Raw genomic sequence first — 16,346 nt, forward strand, 5'->3', positions numbered from 1 at the left:
TCCATGGCCCCTCTCCCGTCGGGGTGAGAGAGGTAGTTCGCGAACCACCTGTTCGCTGCCCTTCGAACGCCCTTGCGCCAGCGCAAGGGCCGGGGCGCGAAGCGGGGGTTGGGGTGACCCGATGGTCAAGCATCATGGACTACGTTCGCCCCTCATCCGCCCCTTCGGGGCACCTTCTCCCGAAGGGAGAAGGGTCGAAACCACCGTGAGGCCATTCCATGCACCCGATATTCAAGAACAAGAAAACCTGGAAGCGCGTCTTCCAGATCCTCACCTGGCTGCTGATCCTGGCCTTCATCAGCCACCCGGAACTGCGGCTGCTGGTCCCGCTGCTCGACTCGCTCGGCCTGGAACTGCTGCTGGGGTTGGCCGGCCTGCAACTGCTCGACCTGTACCAGGCACGGGTCGCCCCGTTCATTGCCATGTTCATCCGGCGCGTCCTGCAACCGGCCTTCGTCGCCCTCGTTGATGCCGCCGACCACCCCACGCTGCGCCCGGCCAGCCGCTTCCTGTGGAACCTGCTGCTGACCGGCAGCGGTTATATCGGGACACTGCTCGCGTTCAAGCTGGTCGGGTTTCACAAGGCCGCACAAAGCGCGGCATGACCTGACGCCGCAGAAAGACGAAGGGCCGCATCGCGGCCCTTCGTCGTTTCCCGTGCCGCAGCGCGCTCAGTTTTCCAGCAGCGGCTTGCGCGGCATCTTCTCCTCGCGCATCGCCGCGTTGTAGACGAACGAGGCGACGATCGCCGCGGCCTGCTTCAGGTCCTCCGGCTCGGCGTGGTCCCAGGTGTCCAGGTTGCTGTGGTGGACGTTGCTGAAATAGTCCAGCCGGTCCTGGATGAACTGGAAGCCCGGCAGGCCGACGCGGTCGAAGCTGATGTGGTCGGTGCTGCCGGTGTTGCGGCTGGCCACGGTGGTCGCGCCGACGTCGTTGAACGGCTTCAGCCACGCCTCGAAGATCGGCATCGCCGCCATGTTCTCCTGCGCGTAGATGCCGCGGAAGCGGCCCGAGCCGTTGTCCATGTTGAAGTACACCGAGAACTTCTCGTAGTCGCGCAGCTTCTGCAGCGGGCCGGTCGGTTCGCGCAGGAACGACGGCAGTGCCTTCTGCGCCGGATCGGTCGGCTCCGGGTAGTGGGCGAAGTGCCGGGACACGTAGGCCTGCGAGCCGATCAGGCCCTGCTCCTCGCCGCTCCACAGCGCCACGCGGATGGTGCGCTTCGGCTTGGCGCCCACTGCCTTGAGGATGCGCATGGCTTCCATCATCACCGCCACGCCGGCGGCGTTGTCGGCCGCACCGGTGCCGGTGTGCCAGGAATCCATGTGCGCGCCCAGCATCACGATCTCGTCGGCCTTGCTGCTGCCGCGGATCTCGGCCAGCGTGTTGTTGCCGGGCTGGTCGGCCTCGTCGGTGAAGCGCGCATCGACGTTGACCCGCAGCTTCACCGGCTGCTTGCGCTCGAGCGCGCGCGCCAGTTGGTTGTAGTGCTCGGCGATCATCGCCAGCTCGGGGATGCCCACCGGCTCGCCGGCCTTGCGCGAACCGCCGCCACCGACGCGGATGATGCCGTTGTCCCAGCCGCTGATGCCGATCGCGGCCAGCGCGCCTTCCTCGACGAAGAAGGTATTGGTGGCGCGCACCAGCTCCTGGCGCTCGCCGAATTCCTTGAGCCGCTTGGCGCGCTCCTTGCTGATGTCCTTCGGGATGGCGAACTGCTGCAGGTCCTCCAGCGAGGTGGCGTCGTGGCGGTGCGAATCGGCCTCGGTGCCGCGCTTGTAGTCGCGTGCGTCGCCCAGCAGCAGGATCTTGCCGCGCAGCTGGCCCTTGTACTTCTCCAGATCGGCCAGCTTCTTGATGTCGACCTTGACGACCTCGCCTTCCACGGTGCCGTGGGTGCCAGGCGTCCACGCCTTGGGCAGCGCGTACAGCTGGGTCACGCGCGGCTCCAGCATTTCCACGCTGGCCGAATCGAACTCCCAGCCACGGCCGAAGTCCTCGAAGGCCTCGTCATGCACGTCGGCAAGACCCCACTCGGTGAACTTCTGCCGGGTCCAGGCATTGGCCTGCGCCATCGCCGGCGAGTTGGTCAGGCGCGGACCGATGGTTTCGGTGAGATGCGAGAACGTATCCATCACCTGCGAACGGTGGAAGGCCTCCTGGCGGATCTTGCCCACCATGTCCAGGTCCACCTGCTCGGCCGCCTGCGCGCCGGTGGCAAACGTCAGCCCCAACCCCAATGACAGCAAACCCCGCTTGATCATCACGTCCCCCGGCCCCTGGCCGATTGTGGCAAAGGCCCGAGTCTAGCCAGCGGTGCGGACACCCGAGCCGGCCAATGGTCATGGTCGCGCAGTGCCATCCACCAAACGCATGACGTAGGTCGGGGCTACGCCCCCGACGCTTCATGTCCAATGCCGTCGGGGCGTAGCCCCGACCTACGGGAATGCGGCGCTCAGCCGCATGTCACCACCACCGCGCGTTGCAGCGCCGGTTGCCACTGCCCCGGCCAGTCGCGGTCGTTGGCCACCTGCGCCTGCGCGCGGCTGGCCTCGAACGCGTCGAAGTCCAGCTCCGCCACCGCCCATGCCTGTCCCTCGGCGGCCTGCGCCAGCACCCCGTCGGCGGGAAAGCCGCGGTCCATCGGCGCGTACACCATCGCCTGCCCGGTGTTGACGTCCAGCGCCGGGCTCCAGCCGGCCTGCCCGGCGGTCACCGCCTTCGCCACGAACAGGCGGTTCTCCAGCGCCCGTGCCAGGCAGCCCACGTGCACGCGGGTGGCGCCGGCCTCGGTATCGGTACAGCTGGGTACCACCAGCAGCCGCGCGCCGGCCTCGCATTGCGCGCGCACCGGCAATGGGAACTCGCTGTCGTAGCAGATCGCCACGCCGGCGCGGATGCCGTCCACCTCGAACACCTTCAGGGCATCGCCCACCTCGATCAGCCCGGTGGCCTTCTCGAAGCCGGTCAGTTGCAGCTTGTCCTGCCACAGATGTGCGCCCTGCGGTGTGAACCAGTCGCAGCGATTGCGGTAGCGGCCAGCGCCGGTATCGAGCAGGAAGGTGCCGGCCACCACGTGCATGTCCAGCGCGCGGGCGAGCCCGGCGAACAATTCCAGCCACGCTTGCCGGTAGCGCTGGATCGCCGCCAGCGAGGCCGGCAGGTCGCCTGCAACCGATGGCTCGAACGTCGCGGCCAGTTCCAGCGACAGGTATTCGGGCAGTACCGCGATACGCGCGCCGGCGGCGGCGGCCTCGGCCAGCACCTGCCGCTGGCGCAGGGCGAAGGCATCGAAATCGGCGGGTGCGCCGATTTCGTAACGGGCGACGGCGATCTTCATGCGGCGGGCTCCAGCATGCGGGTCCAGAACGTGAGTGGGTGCAGCACCTCGCCGCGCCCGGTTTCCCGCCAGCGCAGGTGCAGGGTCATGCCGGGCCGGCGCGCATAGCCGCGCTTGTGCCAGAACGCGTCGTTGTCGCGGTGGCCGGGCGGGCGGCGCGGATCGTCGGCTTCGCGGTCCACCGCGCAGAATGCGGTCATCGCGAACCGGTCCAGGGCCCGCGCATGTGCCTCGCGCGCGTCGAAGAACGCATGGCCGATGCCGCGTCCGCGCCACGCCGGCAACAGCACCGACTCGCCGAAATAGAACACCTGCGCCGGGTCGATGCCCGCGGCCTCGAACGGCTGGCGGAACGCCGGGCCGTCGTCGAGCAGCGGCAACCCGGTCGAGGCGCCGACCACTTCACCACCGGCACGGGCGACCACGCACACCGCATCCGCCGTGGCGGCATAGGCGGCGAGGTAGTCGCGTTCGTAATCCAGGCTGCCTTCGTACAGGTAAGGCCAGGCGTTGAACACGCCGATGCGCAGGCGCGCCACGTCGTCCAGCAGCGGCAGCAGTCCGGGACCGCGCAGGACGGTGACGGTGAGCGTGTCTTCCATCCGCCGATTCTAGCCGTGCAAAAAAATACCCGGCACATGGCCGGGCATTCTGTTGCAGCAAAACCGGCGGGCCGCTCAGGCCACGGTCGAAGAACGCAGCGCGGCGATGCGCTCCTCCAGCGGCGGGTGGCTGAGGAACAGCTTCTTCGCGGTGGAGCCGGCGATGCCGAAGGCGGCGATCTGGTTCGGCAGCGTGCTCTGGCCGTGGTTGAGCTTGAGCCGCTCCAGCGCGGCGATCATCTTCTGGCGGCCAGCGAACTGTGCGCCACCGGCATCGGCGCGGAATTCGCGGTGGCGCGAGAACCACATCGCGATCATCGTCGCGAACAGGCCGAACACCATCTCCAGCACGAACACGATGATGTAGTAGGCGAAGCCGCGACCGCCGTCGCGGTTGCCGGACAAGGCGCCGTCGATGACGCCGCCGACCACGCGCGCCAGCACGATCACGAAAGTGTTCAGCACGCCCTGCAGCAGCGCCATCGTGATCATGTCGCCATTGGCGACGTGGGCGATCTCGTGGCCCAGCACCGCCTCGGCCTCGTCCTCGCTCATGTTGTGCAGCAGGCCGGTGGACACCGCCACCAACGCGTTGTTGCGGTTGGCGCCGGTGGCGAAGGCGTTGATCTCCGGCGCGTCGTAGACCGCCACTTCCGGCATGCCGATGCCGGCGGCTTTCGCCTGGCGCGCCACCGTGTCCAGCAGCCAGCGCTCGGTGGGGTTGCGCGGCTGGGTGATGACCACCGCGCCGGTGCCGCGCTTGGCCATGAACTTGGACAGCAGCAGGGAGATGATGGAACCGCCGAAACCGAAGATCGCGGCCATCACCAGCAGGCCGCTCATCTGCGTGGAATTGACGCCGAGGATGGACATCACCACGCTGGCCAGCACCAGCACGGCGAGGTTGGTCAGCAGGAACAGGCCGATGCGGGTAAACATGCGAGGGGATCCGTAAGTGATGGATAATCGGGGCGAATTTGAGGTGCGAGCGGAACGATTTCAAGCGTGAACGTGACCGGCGATTCAGCTTTGCCGCCAACGGCCGGCTACCGCGGCCGCTTTGCCCCCTCGCCCACCGGCCCGCTGCACCCGGGCTCGATGCTGGCCGCCTTCGGCAGCTGGCTGCTGGCCCGGCACGCCGGCGGGCAATGGCTGGTGCGCATCGAGGACGTGGACGGCCCGCGCGAGGTGGCCGGCGCCGCGACAGCGCAACTGGCCACGCTGGCCGCCTTCGGCCTGCACCCGGACGAACCGGTGCACTACCAGAGCCGGCGCCATGCGCTGTACCGGGCCGCCGTCGGACAGCTGTTGCAGCAGGGCAAGGCCTTCCATTGCCATTGCAGTCGCGCCGACCTTGCCGGCCAGCAGGGCATCCACCGCCATTGCGTGGCCCGGCCGCCGCGCCCGCAGCCGGCCATCCGCCTGCGCGTGGCCGACGGCAGCAGCGTTGCCTTCGACGATGGCCTGCAAGGGCGCTTCGCGCAGGCCGTGGACCGCGACGTCGGCGACTTCGTGCTGCTGCGTGCCGACGGCTGCTGGGCCTACCAGCTGGCGGTGGTGGTGGACGATGCCGGACAGGGCATCAGCGACGTGGTACGCGGCGCCGACCTGCTCGACTCCACGCCGCGGCAGATCCTGCTGCAACGCGCGCTGGGCCTGCCCACGCCACGCTACCTGCACCTGCCGCTGCTGCTGGACGCACAGGGCGGCAAGCTGTCCAAGTCGCTGGCCGCGCAGCCAGTGGACGCCACCGACCCGCTGCCGACGCTGCGCTGGCTGTGGCGGGCGCTCGGCCAGCCGGCAGCGGCACTGGAGGGCACCGTTACCCTGCCGGAACTATTGGAACGCGCCGTTGCCGCGTTCCAGCCGCAGCGCCTGCGCCGCGAGTCGATCAAGGCGGACGGGACGCCATTCCCCTAGGTCAGGGGCGGAGTCGGGGCCACGCCCCCGACGCTTCGGGCGGTCAACAGCGTCGGGGGCATGGCCCCGACCTACGCACTGCCGGCGCCTTCACATAGAATCGAATGCCCCCTGCGCCTTCGCCTGGACACCCCATGACGACACCCCGCATCGCACTGGTCACCGGCGGCACCGGCGGCATCGGCACCGCGATCTGCCAGCGCCTGGCCGACCAGGGCCACCGGGTCGCCACCAACTACCGCAATGCCGGGAAGGCGCAGCACTGGCAGCAGCGCATGCGCGACGAGGGCTACGATTTCGCGCTGTTCCCCGGCGACGTGTCCGCCCCGGAAAGCGGCAAGGCGCTGGTGCAGGCGGTCGAGGAGGCGCTGGGGCCGGTGGAGATACTGGTCAACAACGCCGGCATCACCCGCGACACCACCTTCCACCGCATGAGCCCGGAGCAGTGGCACGAGGTCATCAACACCAACCTCAACTCGGTGTTCAATGTCACCCGCCCGGTGATCGAGGGCATGCGCCGGCGCGGCTGGGGCCGGGTGATCCAGATCAGTTCGATCAACGGCCTGAAGGGCCAGTACGGCCAGGCCAACTACGCCGCGGCCAAGGCCGGCATGCACGGCTTCACCATCTCGCTGGCGCGCGAAAACGCCGGCTTCGGCATCACCGTCAACACCATTTCGCCCGGCTACGTCGCCACCGACATGGTGATGGCGGTACCGGAGGAAGTGCGCGCCAAGATCATCGCCGACATCCCCACCGGGCGCCTGGGCAAGCCGGAGGAGATCGCCTACGCGGTGGCCTTCCTGGTCGCCGAGGAAGCGGCGTGGATCACCGGCTCCAACCTGGACATCAACGGCGGCCACCACATGGGCTGGTGACGGCGGCCATGCTGCGCAGCATGGCCGGGCCTGCCGCGCAGCACGAATACCGTTTCCCAGCAGCCCGCAACCCGTACTTATGGCGGTTGCAAGCCCTGCTGCACTGCGCCATGCTGCGCATCTACCGTGACGAGTGACTGCTTAATGGCTGCGACCCGCATCATCAAGAAGTATCCCAACCGGCGGCTCTACGACACCGAGATTTCCAGCTACATCACCATCGAGGACGTGCGCCAGCTGATCCTCGACGGCGAGGACTTCGAGGTACGCGACGCCAAGAGCGGCGAGGACCTGACCCGCTCGGTGCTGTTGCAGATCATCGCGGACAAGGAACAGGACGGCGAGCCGATGCTGTCCACGCAGTTGCTGAGCCAGCTGATCCGCTTCTACGGCGACTCGTTGCAGGGCTTCATGGGCAACTACCTGGAGCGCAGCATGCAGGTATTCCTCGACCAGCAGCAGCAGTTCCGCCAGCAGATGGGCAACCTGCTCGGGCAGACGCCGTGGGCGATGATGAACCAGCTCACCGAGCGCAACCTGGAGCTGTGGCAGGAATTCCAGCGCAGCATGGGCGCCGGCTTCGGCCGCCCGCAGCCGGGCACCAAGCCGCCGGAACCGCCGCCGCCGGGCGACAAGCGCCGCGGCAGCCGCTGAAAATGCACGAAGGCCGACGCAAGCGTCGGCCTTCTTCGTTGTGGGCCCGCATGATTCAAACCGCCGCGATTCTTCGAGTTCTTGGCCCATCTCGTAGGTGCCGGGCTTGCCCGGCACGGGGCTGGCCCGGTAATGCCCCTGCGGGGCAAGCCCCGCTCTACCAAGGCCCCATGCCCCGACCATCTTTCCGGAGCATGATGCCGGAACCTCAGGGAACGCCTGAACCAAGCCATGCCGCAATCATGGATTTCTGCCGTTCGCCTTCCCCGCCGGCGCGCACGCCGAACAGATCCGCTCGACCTCGTAGCCCTCCGCGCGCAGCTTCTCGACCACGCCATCCTCGCCCAGCAGGTGCAGTGCGCCGACCACCACCAGCGTGGTGCCCTGCCCGGCCTGCAGGCGCTGCCGCAGCGGCGCCAGCCATGCGTCGTTGCGCTCGACGTTGATGCGCCGGTACAGGCCCGGGTAGTCCTGCCGCATCTGCGCGGCCATGTCGCGCCACAGGGTCACGTCGTCGCCGCGGCGCCAGGCATCGTGCAGGCGCCGGCTCTGTTCGTCGCCCTTGTCCACCTGCTCCAGCGCCTCGCGCAGCAGCTGGCGCTGCTCCTCAGCGTCCATGCCGTCGAGCATGGCGATCTGCGCCGCCGCGCTCTCCAGCCCCTCGGCCGGTTTGCCGGCGTCGGCGGCGCGCGCCATCAGGTGCCGGTCCAGCCCGGCCTGCGCGTCCAGCCCCTGCCGCTGCATCTGCGCCAGGCTGATGGACAGGCCGACGAACCACGGCTTCAACCCGGCCAGTTTCTCCAGCGGCAGGCCGTTGGCGCCGGCGTAGGCCTGCAGGCGCTGCCACGTTTCCGCATCCAGGTCGTCCTTGAGCTGGCGGCCATCGGCGCGCACCGCCGCCCGCAGCATCCGCGCGGCCAGCTCCGGCGCCTGCATTTCCTCCGGCGACAGTTCGAACAGCAGGCGGCGCGAGGCATCGAACGCCGTGTCCACGTCCACCGACAACGGGTAGTCCCGCAGCGTCAGCAGGTGGAACGAACCCAGCAGGTACAACGCGCTGCCCTGCGCGCCGCTGACCTTCCACAACAACGGCACCGGCGGCGCGTGGGCGGGTGCCGCCACCGGCACGGCGGCCTGCCGTGCCAGCACCGGCGCCGGCGCGCCCAGCAGCAGGGCCACGCCCAGCAGCAACGCGGTGGTGCGTGCCATCCAGTTCATGCATGTCCTCCGGCGTCCGGCTTGACGTAGGTCTTCTCGCCAGCCTCGACCGGCAGGTCCAGGCGATTCTCCGGCGGCGGCAACGGGCAGGTCGCGAACGGGGTGAACGCGCACGGCGGGTTGTAGGCGCGGTTGAAATCGACCACCACCTGGCTCTTCGCGTCCGGCACGCCCACATCGATGTAACGGCCGGCGGCATAGCTGCCGCGGCCGCTGGTGCGGTCGGCGAAGATCAGCTGCAGCGGCCGCCCGGGCTCGCCCAGCGCTTCCAGCCGCCAGGTGCGGCCATCGCGCTCAAATTCGACCGCGCCGGCGTTGGCCTGGTCGCGGACCAGGCCGGTGATGTCGGCGATCGGCAGGGTCTTGCCGGCGTCGTGCGGCACGAAGCGCGCGGTGATCCGCCACGACGGATCGGCCGGCCAATAATCCAGTCCGGTGAAATGGACGCGCGCGGGCGCGTCGGCGTGCTTGACCCGCAGCGCGTAGCGCGGGCCGCGGTGGATCAGGCTCAGCGCGCCCTTGCCGTCGTCGAAGCTGATGATGGTCGGCTCGAAATCGTCGTCGCTGTGGAAGGCGATGCGCTTGGTCAGCGGCTGCCCCTGCACCTGCAGTGCCGCGCCCGGCTCGGGGGTGAACCACACCTGCCCGCCATCGCGCGACACCATGCCCATCCGCTCCGGCCCCACCGCCAGGCGGATGCCGCTGGTGCTGCCGCTGCCGATGTAGTGCGCCTTCAGCTCCAGCCAGTGCAGGCCGACCAGGCTGGTCCAGCCATCGGCCGCGAGCAGTTCGGTCTTGCGCTGCTCGCGCCAGATGTCGTTGTTCATCAGGAACGCGGCATCGAAGTGCGGCGCGGCGTCGGCGACGTCCTGCTTGTCGCTTCCGCCGCAACCGGCCAGCAATAGCGCCGCCAGCAACGCGGCTCCCCCCATTCGTTTCATCGTCAACGCCCCCGCAGGAACCAGCGGTCGATCTCCGCCAGCGAAAAACGCGCCCAGGTCGGGCGCCCGTGATTGCATTGCCCCGAGCGCTCGGTGGCTTCCATGTCGCGCAGCAGGGCGTTCATTTCCGGCTGCGTCAGCCGCCGGTTGGCGCGCACTGCGCCGTGGCAGGCCATCGTCGAGAGCAGCTCGTCGCGGGCACTGGCCACGCGCCGGCTCTGGCCGTGTTCGCGCAGGTCGGTGAGCACGTCGCGCAGCAGCGCCTCCGGCTCGGCATTGGCCAGCAGCGCGGGGATGCTGCGCACGTGCAGCGAGCCGGGGCCGGAGCGGGTGATCTCGAAACCGAGTTCGGCCAGCGTCGCCGCCTCGCGCTCGGCGGTGTCGGCATCGCGCTCGCCGACCGCCAGCGTGATCGGCACCAGCAGCGGCTGCGCGTGCAGGCCGATGCCGTCATGCGCGGTCTTCAGCCGCTCGTAGCCGATGCGTTCGTGCGCGGCGTGCATGTCCACCACGATCAGCCCTTCGGCGTTCTCGGCCAGGATGTAGATGCCGTGCAACTGCGCGATGGCGTAACCCAAGGGCGGCACGCCGCTGTCGGCGGAGGTCGGCGGCAGGCCGGTACCGTTGTCGACGACCGCTGCCTGCGCGGTGTCGGATGGCGCCGCATACAGCGCAGCATAGGCGGCCGGAGCCTCGGCCACCGGCAGCCCGAGCGGCGACTGCCGCGCCTGCCATGCGGTGCCCGCACCAGTGCCGCCGGCCGGACGCGCAAACGCGTAGCCGCCCCCCATGCCCGCAGCGGGCAGCGGCGATGCCCCGGCCGGGTGCGGCGCTTGCGCGGCCGCCGGCTCCATGCCGGCGCGGGTTTCGGCCAGCGCGTCTTTCAGCGTGCGGTACACGAAGTCGTGCACCAGCCGCGAATCGCGGAAGCGCACCTCGTGCTTGGCCGGGTGCACGTTGACGTCCACGCGCGCCGGGTCGAGTTCGAGGAACAACACGTAGGCCGGCTGGCGGCCGTGGTAAAGCACGTCGCCGTAGGCCAGCTTCACCGCATGCGCCACGCTGCGGTCGCGCACCGGGCGGCCGTTGACGTACAGGTACTGCTGGTCGGCGCTGGCGCGCGAATACTGCGGCTGCGCGACCCAGCCATGCAGGCGCAGGCCGGCGGCGACATGGTCGATGCGCAGCGCCTGCCGCGCGAAGTCCTCGCCCAGGGTTTCGCCCAGCCGCGCATCCGAATACAGGTCGCCGGGCTTGTAGCGGCGCGAGGGCTTGCCGTTGTGCGACACGCGCAGTTCCACGTCGGGCCGCGCCAGTGCCAGCGAGCGCAGCCATTCCTCGATGTGGCCCAGCTCGGTGCGCTCGGCGCGCAGGAACTTGCGCCGCGCCGGCACGTTGTAGAACAGCTCGCGCACTTCCACCGTGGTGCCCGGCGCATGCGCGCGCGGGGCAACCTCGCCAACCTTGCCGCCTTCGACCTGCAACGCCGCGCCATGCTCGTCGTGCGGCTGGCGCGAGGCCAGGGTGAAGCGGCTGACCGAGGCGATGGACGGCAGCGCCTCGCCACGGAAGCCGAGCGTGGCGACGGTTTCAAGGTCGTCGAGCGAAGCAATCTTGCTGGTGGCATGGCGCGACACCGCCAGCGGCAGTTGCTCGGCGGCGATGCCGCCGCCGTTGTCGCGGATGCGGATCAGGCGTACGCCGCCCTCTTCCAAGTCGATGTCGACGCGGGTGGCGCCGGCGTCGAGCGCGTTCTCGACCAGTTCCTTGACCACCGACGCCGGGCGCTCGACCACCTCGCCGGCGGCGATCTGGTTGATCAGGATTTCGGGGAGTGGGCGGATGCTGTTCATGCCGCGGCGCCCGTGGCCGGGGACGGGAAACAGGTGGGCGAACGCGCGGAAATCAGGCGGAAAGCAGGCATCGGCAGATGATAGCCGGTTGCTCGGCAACCCCGGAATCATTGTCATCGAGGTAGGTCGGGGCTACGCCCCCGATAACCCGCGTCGGTGCATGGCGGCAGCCGTCGGGGCAGTGGCCCCGACCTACAGCCAGCCGCTGGCCGACAATTGCACCTTACTTGCTGCCGCCGGCCACGGTGCCGGCGGCGGCTTCCATCTCGGCCTGCGCGCGCGCAGCGAACAGCGTGCCCGGCGGCGGCTGCCGGCTGAAGAAGGTGTGCACGCCATCGAGCACCGCGCCGGCGATGCGGCGCTGGTAGGCCGGGTCGATCAGGCGGCGTTCTTCCTCCGGGTTGGAGATGAACGCGGTTTCCACCAGCATCGCCGGCATGTCCGAGGTGCGCAGCACCGCGAAGTTGGCCCGCTCCAGGTTCGGCTTGTGGTTGTTGCCGATCCGCTTCAGGCCGCCCAGCACGTGCCCGGCCGCATCCTCGGAGGCCTTCATGTAGCCGCTCTGGGCCAGGTCCAGCAGCACGTTGGCGAGCGTGCCCTCGGTGCGCTGCAGGCTGACGCCGCCGATCAGGTCGGCCGCGTTTTCCTTGTCCGCCAGCCAGCGCGCGCGCTGCGAGGACGCGCCCTTGGTCGACAGCACGTACACCGACGAGCCGGTGGCCGAGCGGTTCTCCGCCGCATCGGCATGGATCGAGATGAAGATGTCGGCCTTGGCCGCGCGCGCGCGCTGGGCGCGCATCGGCAGCGGGATGAACACGTCGGTGTCGCGGGTCAGGTAGGCACGCAGGCCCGGGGTGGCATTGACCTGCCGCGCCAGTTCGCGCGCCACCGCCAGGGTCACGTCCTTCTCGCGCTTGCCGGTGGGGCCGATGGCGCCGGGGTCCTGGCCGCCGTGGCCGGGGTCGATGGCGACCACCAGCGTGCGCATGCCCGGCTGCATGGTGATGCGCGAGGCATCGCTGGGCATGACCGGGCGCGGCGCCGGCGGTTCGGCGGCCGTCACCTGCGCCGGTGTGGAAGCCGCCGGCACCGTGGCCGGTACGCCGGTGGCCACGGTCAGGCCGTTGAGGATGGCGGCAGGCGACGGGCGGGCTTCCTGCGTGGTCGTGGCCGAGGCCGGAGCGGGCGCATTCGCCTGCTGCAGCACCGATGCGGTCAGTGCCGCCGTGGCACGGGCGGCCTCGGCACGGGCCACAGCATCGTTCTGGGCTGGGGGTGGTGCCGTTGTCGCCGGTGTCGGTGCTGGTGCGGTGGCGGCCGATGCCGGGGCATCGCCCGGCCATTCGATCACCAGCTTCGATTCGGCGCCCGACGCCTGCATCCGCGGCTTGAACGCCGTCACCGACTCGGCCAGGTCGAACACCACCCGGAACGTGCCCGGCACCGGGTTGCCGGTGCGTACCGCGGTGACCACGCCGGTCGCCGCCGGCAGCTTCAGGCCGCGCACGGCGCTGGAATCGGGGAAATCCACCACCAGCCGGTTCGGCGCGGACAGGCTCAGCGTCTTGTAGCTGCCGCCGCCGGCCAGCTGGATCTCGGCATGGGTGCCGGTGGCGCCCGCCTGCAGGGCGACGCCGCGGACCTCGCCCGCCCACGCCGAAGCGCAAGCGGCCAGACCGAGTCCGGCGACAAGGGCAGACAGGACAGGCAGGCGGATGGCCGTGGGCATGGCGCGGATTCAATCATTGGCGGCGCACGATTGCAACACCTTTTCCCTTAATAATCCGCAACCTGCCACACCTTTCTGCCGTCAGGCGGCAGGAAGACCCTGCAAGTGACCCGATTGCCGCGCCCGTTCCAGCCACGCCTCGCCGGCCGGTGAATGGGCGTGCAGGCTGGCCTTGCGGCCTGCGCCATGCATTTCCAGCGCCACCTGCAGGTCCAGCGGGGGCAACGCGCCGGCGCCGCGTTCGGGCCATTCGACCAGCCACAGGTCGGCCGCCGCCTCGTCCAGCCCGAGGAAGTCCAGCTCGCCGGCATTGCCGATCCGGTACAGGTCCAGGTGCCAGGCCTCGCCGGCCGGCAGCGGGTAGCGCTCGACCAGCGTGTAGGTCGGGCTGCGGATCGCGCCCTGCACGCCCAGCGCGCGCAGCAATGCACGGGCCAGCGTCGATTTGCCTGCGCCCAGGTCGCCGTGCAGGTGGACCACCGCCGGCGACGGCCGGGTATGCGCCAGCAACCGGCCCAGCCGGTCGGTGGCGTCGGCGTCGGGGAGCAGCAGTTCGATCATCGTCGTCATTCCGGATTGGACAAGGTGCGCAGGTGAGGCAGCAGGTCGCGCGGCAACAGGCCGCGCTGGCCCGCGCGTGCGGCGGCATCGCCGGCCAGCCCGTGCAGCAACGCACCGGCGCTGGCCGCATCGAATGCCGGCAGCCCCTGCGCGCGCAGCGCGGCGATCACGCCGGTCAACAGGTCGCCCATGCCGCCCACCGCCATGCCCGGGTTGCCGGCGGCGATCACCCGCGGCGTGGCGCCCGGCGCGGCCACCACGCTGCCAGCGCCTTTCAACACGACCACGGCGGAAAAGCGCGTGGCCAATTCATGCGCAGCGGCGAAACGGTCACGCTGGATGCCGGCGGCATCCATACCAAGCAGGCGCGCGGCCTCGCCCGGATGCGGGGTGAGGATGGCCTGCGGCAGCGGGCGTGGCGCGGCGGCCAGCAGGTTCAGCGCATCGGCATCGACCACCAGCGGCTTGCCGCTGTCCAGCGCCGCGGTCCACAAGCGTCGGGCCCAGTCGTCCTGCCCCAACCCCGGCCCCAGCGCGATGACGCCGGCACGCGCCAGCAATCCGGCCGGATCGAATTCCGCATCGGCCGCATGCGCCATCGCTTCCGGGCAGCGCGCCAGCAACGGCGCCACGTGCGGCGCGCGCGTGGCCACGCTGACCAGCCCGGCGCCGCTGCGCAGCGCGGCCTCGGCGCACAGCATCACCGCGCCGCCGCTGCCGTGGTTGCCGCCGATGCACAGCACGTGGCCGGATTCGCCCTTGTGCGTGTTGGCGCGGCGCGGCGGCAACAGCCCCGGCAACGCCGCCCCGTTCCAGCGCGATGCCACAGCCGCAGCACCGGCAAATGCTTCGGCGGGAACATCCAGCCCGTCCAGCAGGCAGTGCCCGGCATGTTCCAGCGCATCGCCGGTATGCAGCCCGCGGTGCGCCACGATGAACTGCAGCGTGCGCGTGGCATGCACGGCCGCGCCCGGCACCGCGCCGCTGTCGGCATCGACGCCACTGGGCACGTCCAGCGCCAGCACCGGTGCGCCCGCGGCATTGATGGCCTCGACCAGCGCTGCGGCAGCGGCCGTCGGCGCCCGTGACAGCCCGATGCCGAACAACGCATCGACGACCAACTCCGCGCTCCCGAGGCAGTCGCGGGACAATTCGACCCGCCCGCCAACGGCGAGGTAGTCAGTGCACGCGCGCTGCGCCAGCGGCGTGCGCGGCGCGTCATCCGGCAGGTGCAGCACGCGCACCTCACGGCCGGACTGGCACGCCAGCCGTGCCAGCACGTAACCATCGCCGCCGTTGTTGCCCGGCCCGCAGGCCACCACGATGCGCCGCACCTGCGGCCAGTGCTGCAACGCGCACTGCCATGCCGCCTGCCCGGCGCGCTGCATCAGCACGTAACCGTCGCCGCCAAGCACGGCCGTGGCCTGCGCATCGATGCGCCGCGCGGCGGCGGTATCGAACAGTTCGGCGGGCGGGTTCATGCCGGCAATTCTATACTTGCGCCATGCCCGAAGCCGTTTCCGCCGCCGACATGGCGCAGCTGTCGCTGCGCATCCGCCAGCTTGCGCGCGAGGCCGGTTTCCAGCGTTGCGGCATCAGCGACATCGAGCTGCGCGAGGACGAGGCGCACCTGGCCGACTGGCTCGGCAAGGGCCTGTACGGAACGATGGAATGGATGGCCCGGCACGGCGCGATGCGCGCGCGCCCGCACGAACTGCTGCCGGGCACGGTACGGGTGATTTCGGTCGGGTTGGACTACGGCCCCAAGGAAGACGCCGAAGCCTGGGCCACCTTGAACAATGCCGAGCGCGCCTACGTCGCGCGCTATGCACTCGGCCGCGACTACCACAAGCTGATGCGCAACCGCCTGCAGAAGCTGGCCGAGCGCGTGGCCGCCGAGGTCGGCCCGTTCGGCCATCGCGTGTTCGTCGATTCGGCGCCGGTGCTGGAGCGCGCGCTGGCGCGCAACGCGGGGCTGGGCTGGATCGGCAAGCACACCTGCCTGATCGACAAGGACGGCGGCTCGTGGTTCTTCCTCGGCGAGATCTACGTCGACCTGCCGCTGCCGGTCGACGCACCGGCCACCGCGCACTGCGGCACCTGCACGCGCTGCATCGAGGTCTGCCCGACCGCGGCGATCATCGCCCCGTACCGGCTCGACGCGCGCCGCTGCATCTCCTACCTGACCATCGAGCACGACGGCGCCATCCCGCTGGAAATGCGCCCGCTGATGGGCAACCGCATCTACGGCTGCGACGACTGCCAGCTGGTGTGCCCGTGGAACAAGTTCGCCCGTCGCACCGACGAGCCGGACTTCCGCGCGCGCAACAACCTGGACACCGCCACGCTGCCGGAGCTGTTCGCGTGGGAAGAGGACGAATTCCTGCGCCGCACCGAGGGCAGCCCGATCCGCCGCAGTGGCCACGAACGCTGGCTGCGCAACATCGCCGTGGCGCTGGGCAATGCCGCACCCTCGCCCGCCGCGCGGCAGGCGCTGGAAAGCCGCATCGAACATCCCTCCGAACTGGTGCGCGAGCATGTGCGCTGGGCGTTGCAGCGGCACGACGATGCCCCGATCTCCTTGCCCTCCCCATAAAAGCGCACTCGTAGGAACGCACTTCAGTGCGCGATGGGGCCCTACCGACAAAGC

At 70.0% G+C, this 16,346-nt stretch carries 16 protein-coding genes; 6 read left to right on the forward strand and 10 right to left on the reverse strand.

The annotated features are described in order from the left end of the window. The first annotated feature begins 218 nt into the window (after window positions 1-218). Window positions 219-605, forward strand: a complete 387-nt coding sequence (locus MIC98_RS12330) for a hypothetical protein (RefSeq protein WP_239737383.1) — start codon at window positions 219-221, stop codon at window positions 603-605. A 66-nt stretch (window positions 606-671) separates the two neighbouring features. Here MIC98_RS12330 and MIC98_RS12335 read toward each other — a convergent pair whose 3' ends face one another. The 4 genes from MIC98_RS12335 to htpX form a co-directional block, all read right to left on the reverse strand. Continuing rightward, entirely contained in the window at window positions 672-2,264 is a 1,593-nt protein-coding gene (locus MIC98_RS12335) for a M20/M25/M40 family metallo-hydrolase (protein WP_239737384.1), read from the reverse strand. Window positions 2,265-2,455: 191 nt separating this feature from the next. Beyond that, the gene (locus MIC98_RS12340; protein ID WP_239737385.1) at window positions 2,456-3,340 is read right to left on the reverse strand and encodes a carbon-nitrogen hydrolase family protein; all 885 of its coding nucleotides are present in this window, start codon (window positions 3,338-3,340) and stop codon (window positions 2,456-2,458) included. Continuing rightward, window positions 3,337-3,942, reverse strand: coding sequence for a GNAT family N-acetyltransferase (locus tag MIC98_RS12345; protein WP_239737386.1), 606 nt, complete (start codon window positions 3,940-3,942; stop codon window positions 3,337-3,339). The genes MIC98_RS12340 and MIC98_RS12345 overlap by 4 nt, the downstream gene beginning before the upstream one ends. Window positions 3,943-4,017: 75 nt before the next feature. After that, window positions 4,018-4,881, reverse strand: coding sequence for a protease HtpX (htpX, locus tag MIC98_RS12350; protein WP_239737387.1), 864 nt, complete (start codon window positions 4,879-4,881; stop codon window positions 4,018-4,020). A gap of 66 nt (window positions 4,882-4,947) precedes the next feature. Here htpX and gluQRS point away from each other — a divergent pair, with 66 nt between their 5' ends. The 4 genes from gluQRS to phaR all read left to right on the forward strand — a co-directional run bounded on the left by gluQRS (window position 4,948) and on the right by phaR (window position 7,394). Next, a complete protein-coding gene (gene gluQRS, locus MIC98_RS12355) occupies window positions 4,948-5,862 on the forward strand; it encodes a tRNA glutamyl-Q(34) synthetase GluQRS (protein WP_345772160.1) in 915 nt (304 codons plus the stop codon). 134 nt (window positions 5,863-5,996) lie between these two features. Continuing rightward, window positions 5,997-6,740: a beta-ketoacyl-ACP reductase gene (locus MIC98_RS12360; RefSeq protein WP_239737388.1), complete on the forward strand. Its 744-nt coding sequence runs from the start codon at window positions 5,997-5,999 to the stop codon at window positions 6,738-6,740. Window positions 6,741-6,748: 8 nt separating this feature from the next. Beyond that, complete coding sequence (locus tag MIC98_RS17065) at window positions 6,749-6,877, forward strand: hypothetical protein (protein ID WP_275452848.1); 129 nt, start codon at window positions 6,749-6,751, stop codon at window positions 6,875-6,877. Window positions 6,878-6,884: 7 nt separating this feature from the next. Next, window positions 6,885-7,394 (forward strand): polyhydroxyalkanoate synthesis repressor PhaR, encoded by a 510-nt coding sequence (gene phaR / locus MIC98_RS12365; RefSeq protein ID WP_239737389.1) that lies wholly within the window; start codon window positions 6,885-6,887, stop codon window positions 7,392-7,394. 240 nt (window positions 7,395-7,634) lie between these two features. Here phaR and MIC98_RS12370 read toward each other — a convergent pair whose 3' ends face one another. From MIC98_RS12370 to MIC98_RS12395, 6 genes are all read right to left on the reverse strand, one after another. Then, window positions 7,635-8,612, reverse strand: a complete 978-nt coding sequence (locus MIC98_RS12370; protein ID WP_239737390.1) for a TraB/GumN family protein — start codon at window positions 8,610-8,612, stop codon at window positions 7,635-7,637. Further along, window positions 8,609-9,553, reverse strand: coding sequence for a DUF1684 domain-containing protein (locus MIC98_RS12375; protein WP_345772161.1), 945 nt, complete (start codon window positions 9,551-9,553; stop codon window positions 8,609-8,611). Before MIC98_RS12375 ends, MIC98_RS12370 begins: the two co-directional genes overlap by 4 nt. A 2-nt stretch (window positions 9,554-9,555) precedes the next feature. Further along, entirely contained in the window at window positions 9,556-11,406 is a 1,851-nt protein-coding gene (gene mutL / locus MIC98_RS12380) for a DNA mismatch repair endonuclease MutL (RefSeq protein ID WP_057641909.1), read from the reverse strand. Window positions 11,407-11,629: 223 nt separating this feature from the next. Continuing rightward, window positions 11,630-13,135 (reverse strand): N-acetylmuramoyl-L-alanine amidase, encoded by a 1,506-nt coding sequence (locus MIC98_RS12385; RefSeq protein ID WP_239737391.1) that lies wholly within the window; start codon window positions 13,133-13,135, stop codon window positions 11,630-11,632. Between the two features lie 81 nt (window positions 13,136-13,216). After that, a complete protein-coding gene (tsaE, locus tag MIC98_RS12390) occupies window positions 13,217-13,696 on the reverse strand; it encodes a tRNA (adenosine(37)-N6)-threonylcarbamoyltransferase complex ATPase subunit type 1 TsaE (protein WP_239737392.1) in 480 nt (159 codons plus the stop codon). A 5-nt stretch (window positions 13,697-13,701) separates the two neighbouring features. Beyond that, window positions 13,702-15,177, reverse strand: coding sequence for an NAD(P)H-hydrate dehydratase (locus MIC98_RS12395; protein ID WP_239737393.1), 1,476 nt, complete (start codon window positions 15,175-15,177; stop codon window positions 13,702-13,704). Between the two features lie 23 nt (window positions 15,178-15,200). On the opposite strand from MIC98_RS12395, the gene queG reads away from it, so the two are divergent. Beyond that, a complete protein-coding gene (gene queG, locus MIC98_RS12400; RefSeq protein WP_239737394.1) occupies window positions 15,201-16,292 on the forward strand; it encodes a tRNA epoxyqueuosine(34) reductase QueG in 1,092 nt (363 codons plus the stop codon). Window positions 16,293-16,346 lie beyond the last annotated feature (54 nt).

Origin of the sequence: Stenotrophomonas sp. NLF4-10 (assembly GCF_022359915.1) — a bacterium.
GTDB lineage: Bacteria > Pseudomonadota > Gammaproteobacteria > Xanthomonadales > Xanthomonadaceae > Stenotrophomonas > Stenotrophomonas daejeonensis.

Bases quoted from the DNA above. Each gene is read 5' to 3' on its own strand.
- queG (WP_239737394.1), top strand. From the start codon at position 15,201: ATGCCCGAAGCCGTTTCCGCCGCCGACATGGCGCAGCTGTCGCTGCGC.
- mutL (WP_057641909.1), bottom strand. From the start codon at position 11,406: ATGAACAGCATCCGCCCACTCCCCGAAATCCTGATCAACCAGATCGCC.
- MIC98_RS12335 (WP_239737384.1), bottom strand. From the start codon at position 2,264: ATGATCAAGCGGGGTTTGCTGTCATTGGGGTTGGGGCTGACGTTTGCC.
- MIC98_RS12370 (WP_239737390.1), bottom strand. From the start codon at position 8,612: ATGAACTGGATGGCACGCACCACCGCGTTGCTGCTGGGCGTGGCCCTG.
- MIC98_RS12385 (WP_239737391.1), bottom strand. From the start codon at position 13,135: ATGCCCACGGCCATCCGCCTGCCTGTCCTGTCTGCCCTTGTCGCCGGA.
- MIC98_RS12395 (WP_239737393.1), bottom strand. From the start codon at position 15,177: ATGAACCCGCCCGCCGAACTGTTCGATACCGCCGCCGCGCGGCGCATC.
- MIC98_RS12340 (WP_239737385.1), bottom strand. From the start codon at position 3,340: ATGAAGATCGCCGTCGCCCGTTACGAAATCGGCGCACCCGCCGATTTC.
- MIC98_RS12330 (WP_239737383.1), top strand. From the start codon at position 219: ATGCACCCGATATTCAAGAACAAGAAAACCTGGAAGCGCGTCTTCCAG.
- MIC98_RS17065 (WP_275452848.1), top strand. From the start codon at position 6,749: ATGCTGCGCAGCATGGCCGGGCCTGCCGCGCAGCACGAATACCGTTTC.
- MIC98_RS12360 (WP_239737388.1), top strand. From the start codon at position 5,997: ATGACGACACCCCGCATCGCACTGGTCACCGGCGGCACCGGCGGCATC.
- htpX (WP_239737387.1), bottom strand. From the start codon at position 4,881: ATGTTTACCCGCATCGGCCTGTTCCTGCTGACCAACCTCGCCGTGCTG.
- MIC98_RS12375 (WP_345772161.1), bottom strand. From the start codon at position 9,553: ATGAAACGAATGGGGGGAGCCGCGTTGCTGGCGGCGCTATTGCTGGCC.
- tsaE (WP_239737392.1), bottom strand. From the start codon at position 13,696: ATGATCGAACTGCTGCTCCCCGACGCCGACGCCACCGACCGGCTGGGC.
- MIC98_RS12345 (WP_239737386.1), bottom strand. From the start codon at position 3,942: ATGGAAGACACGCTCACCGTCACCGTCCTGCGCGGTCCCGGACTGCTG.
- phaR (WP_239737389.1), top strand. From the start codon at position 6,885: ATGGCTGCGACCCGCATCATCAAGAAGTATCCCAACCGGCGGCTCTAC.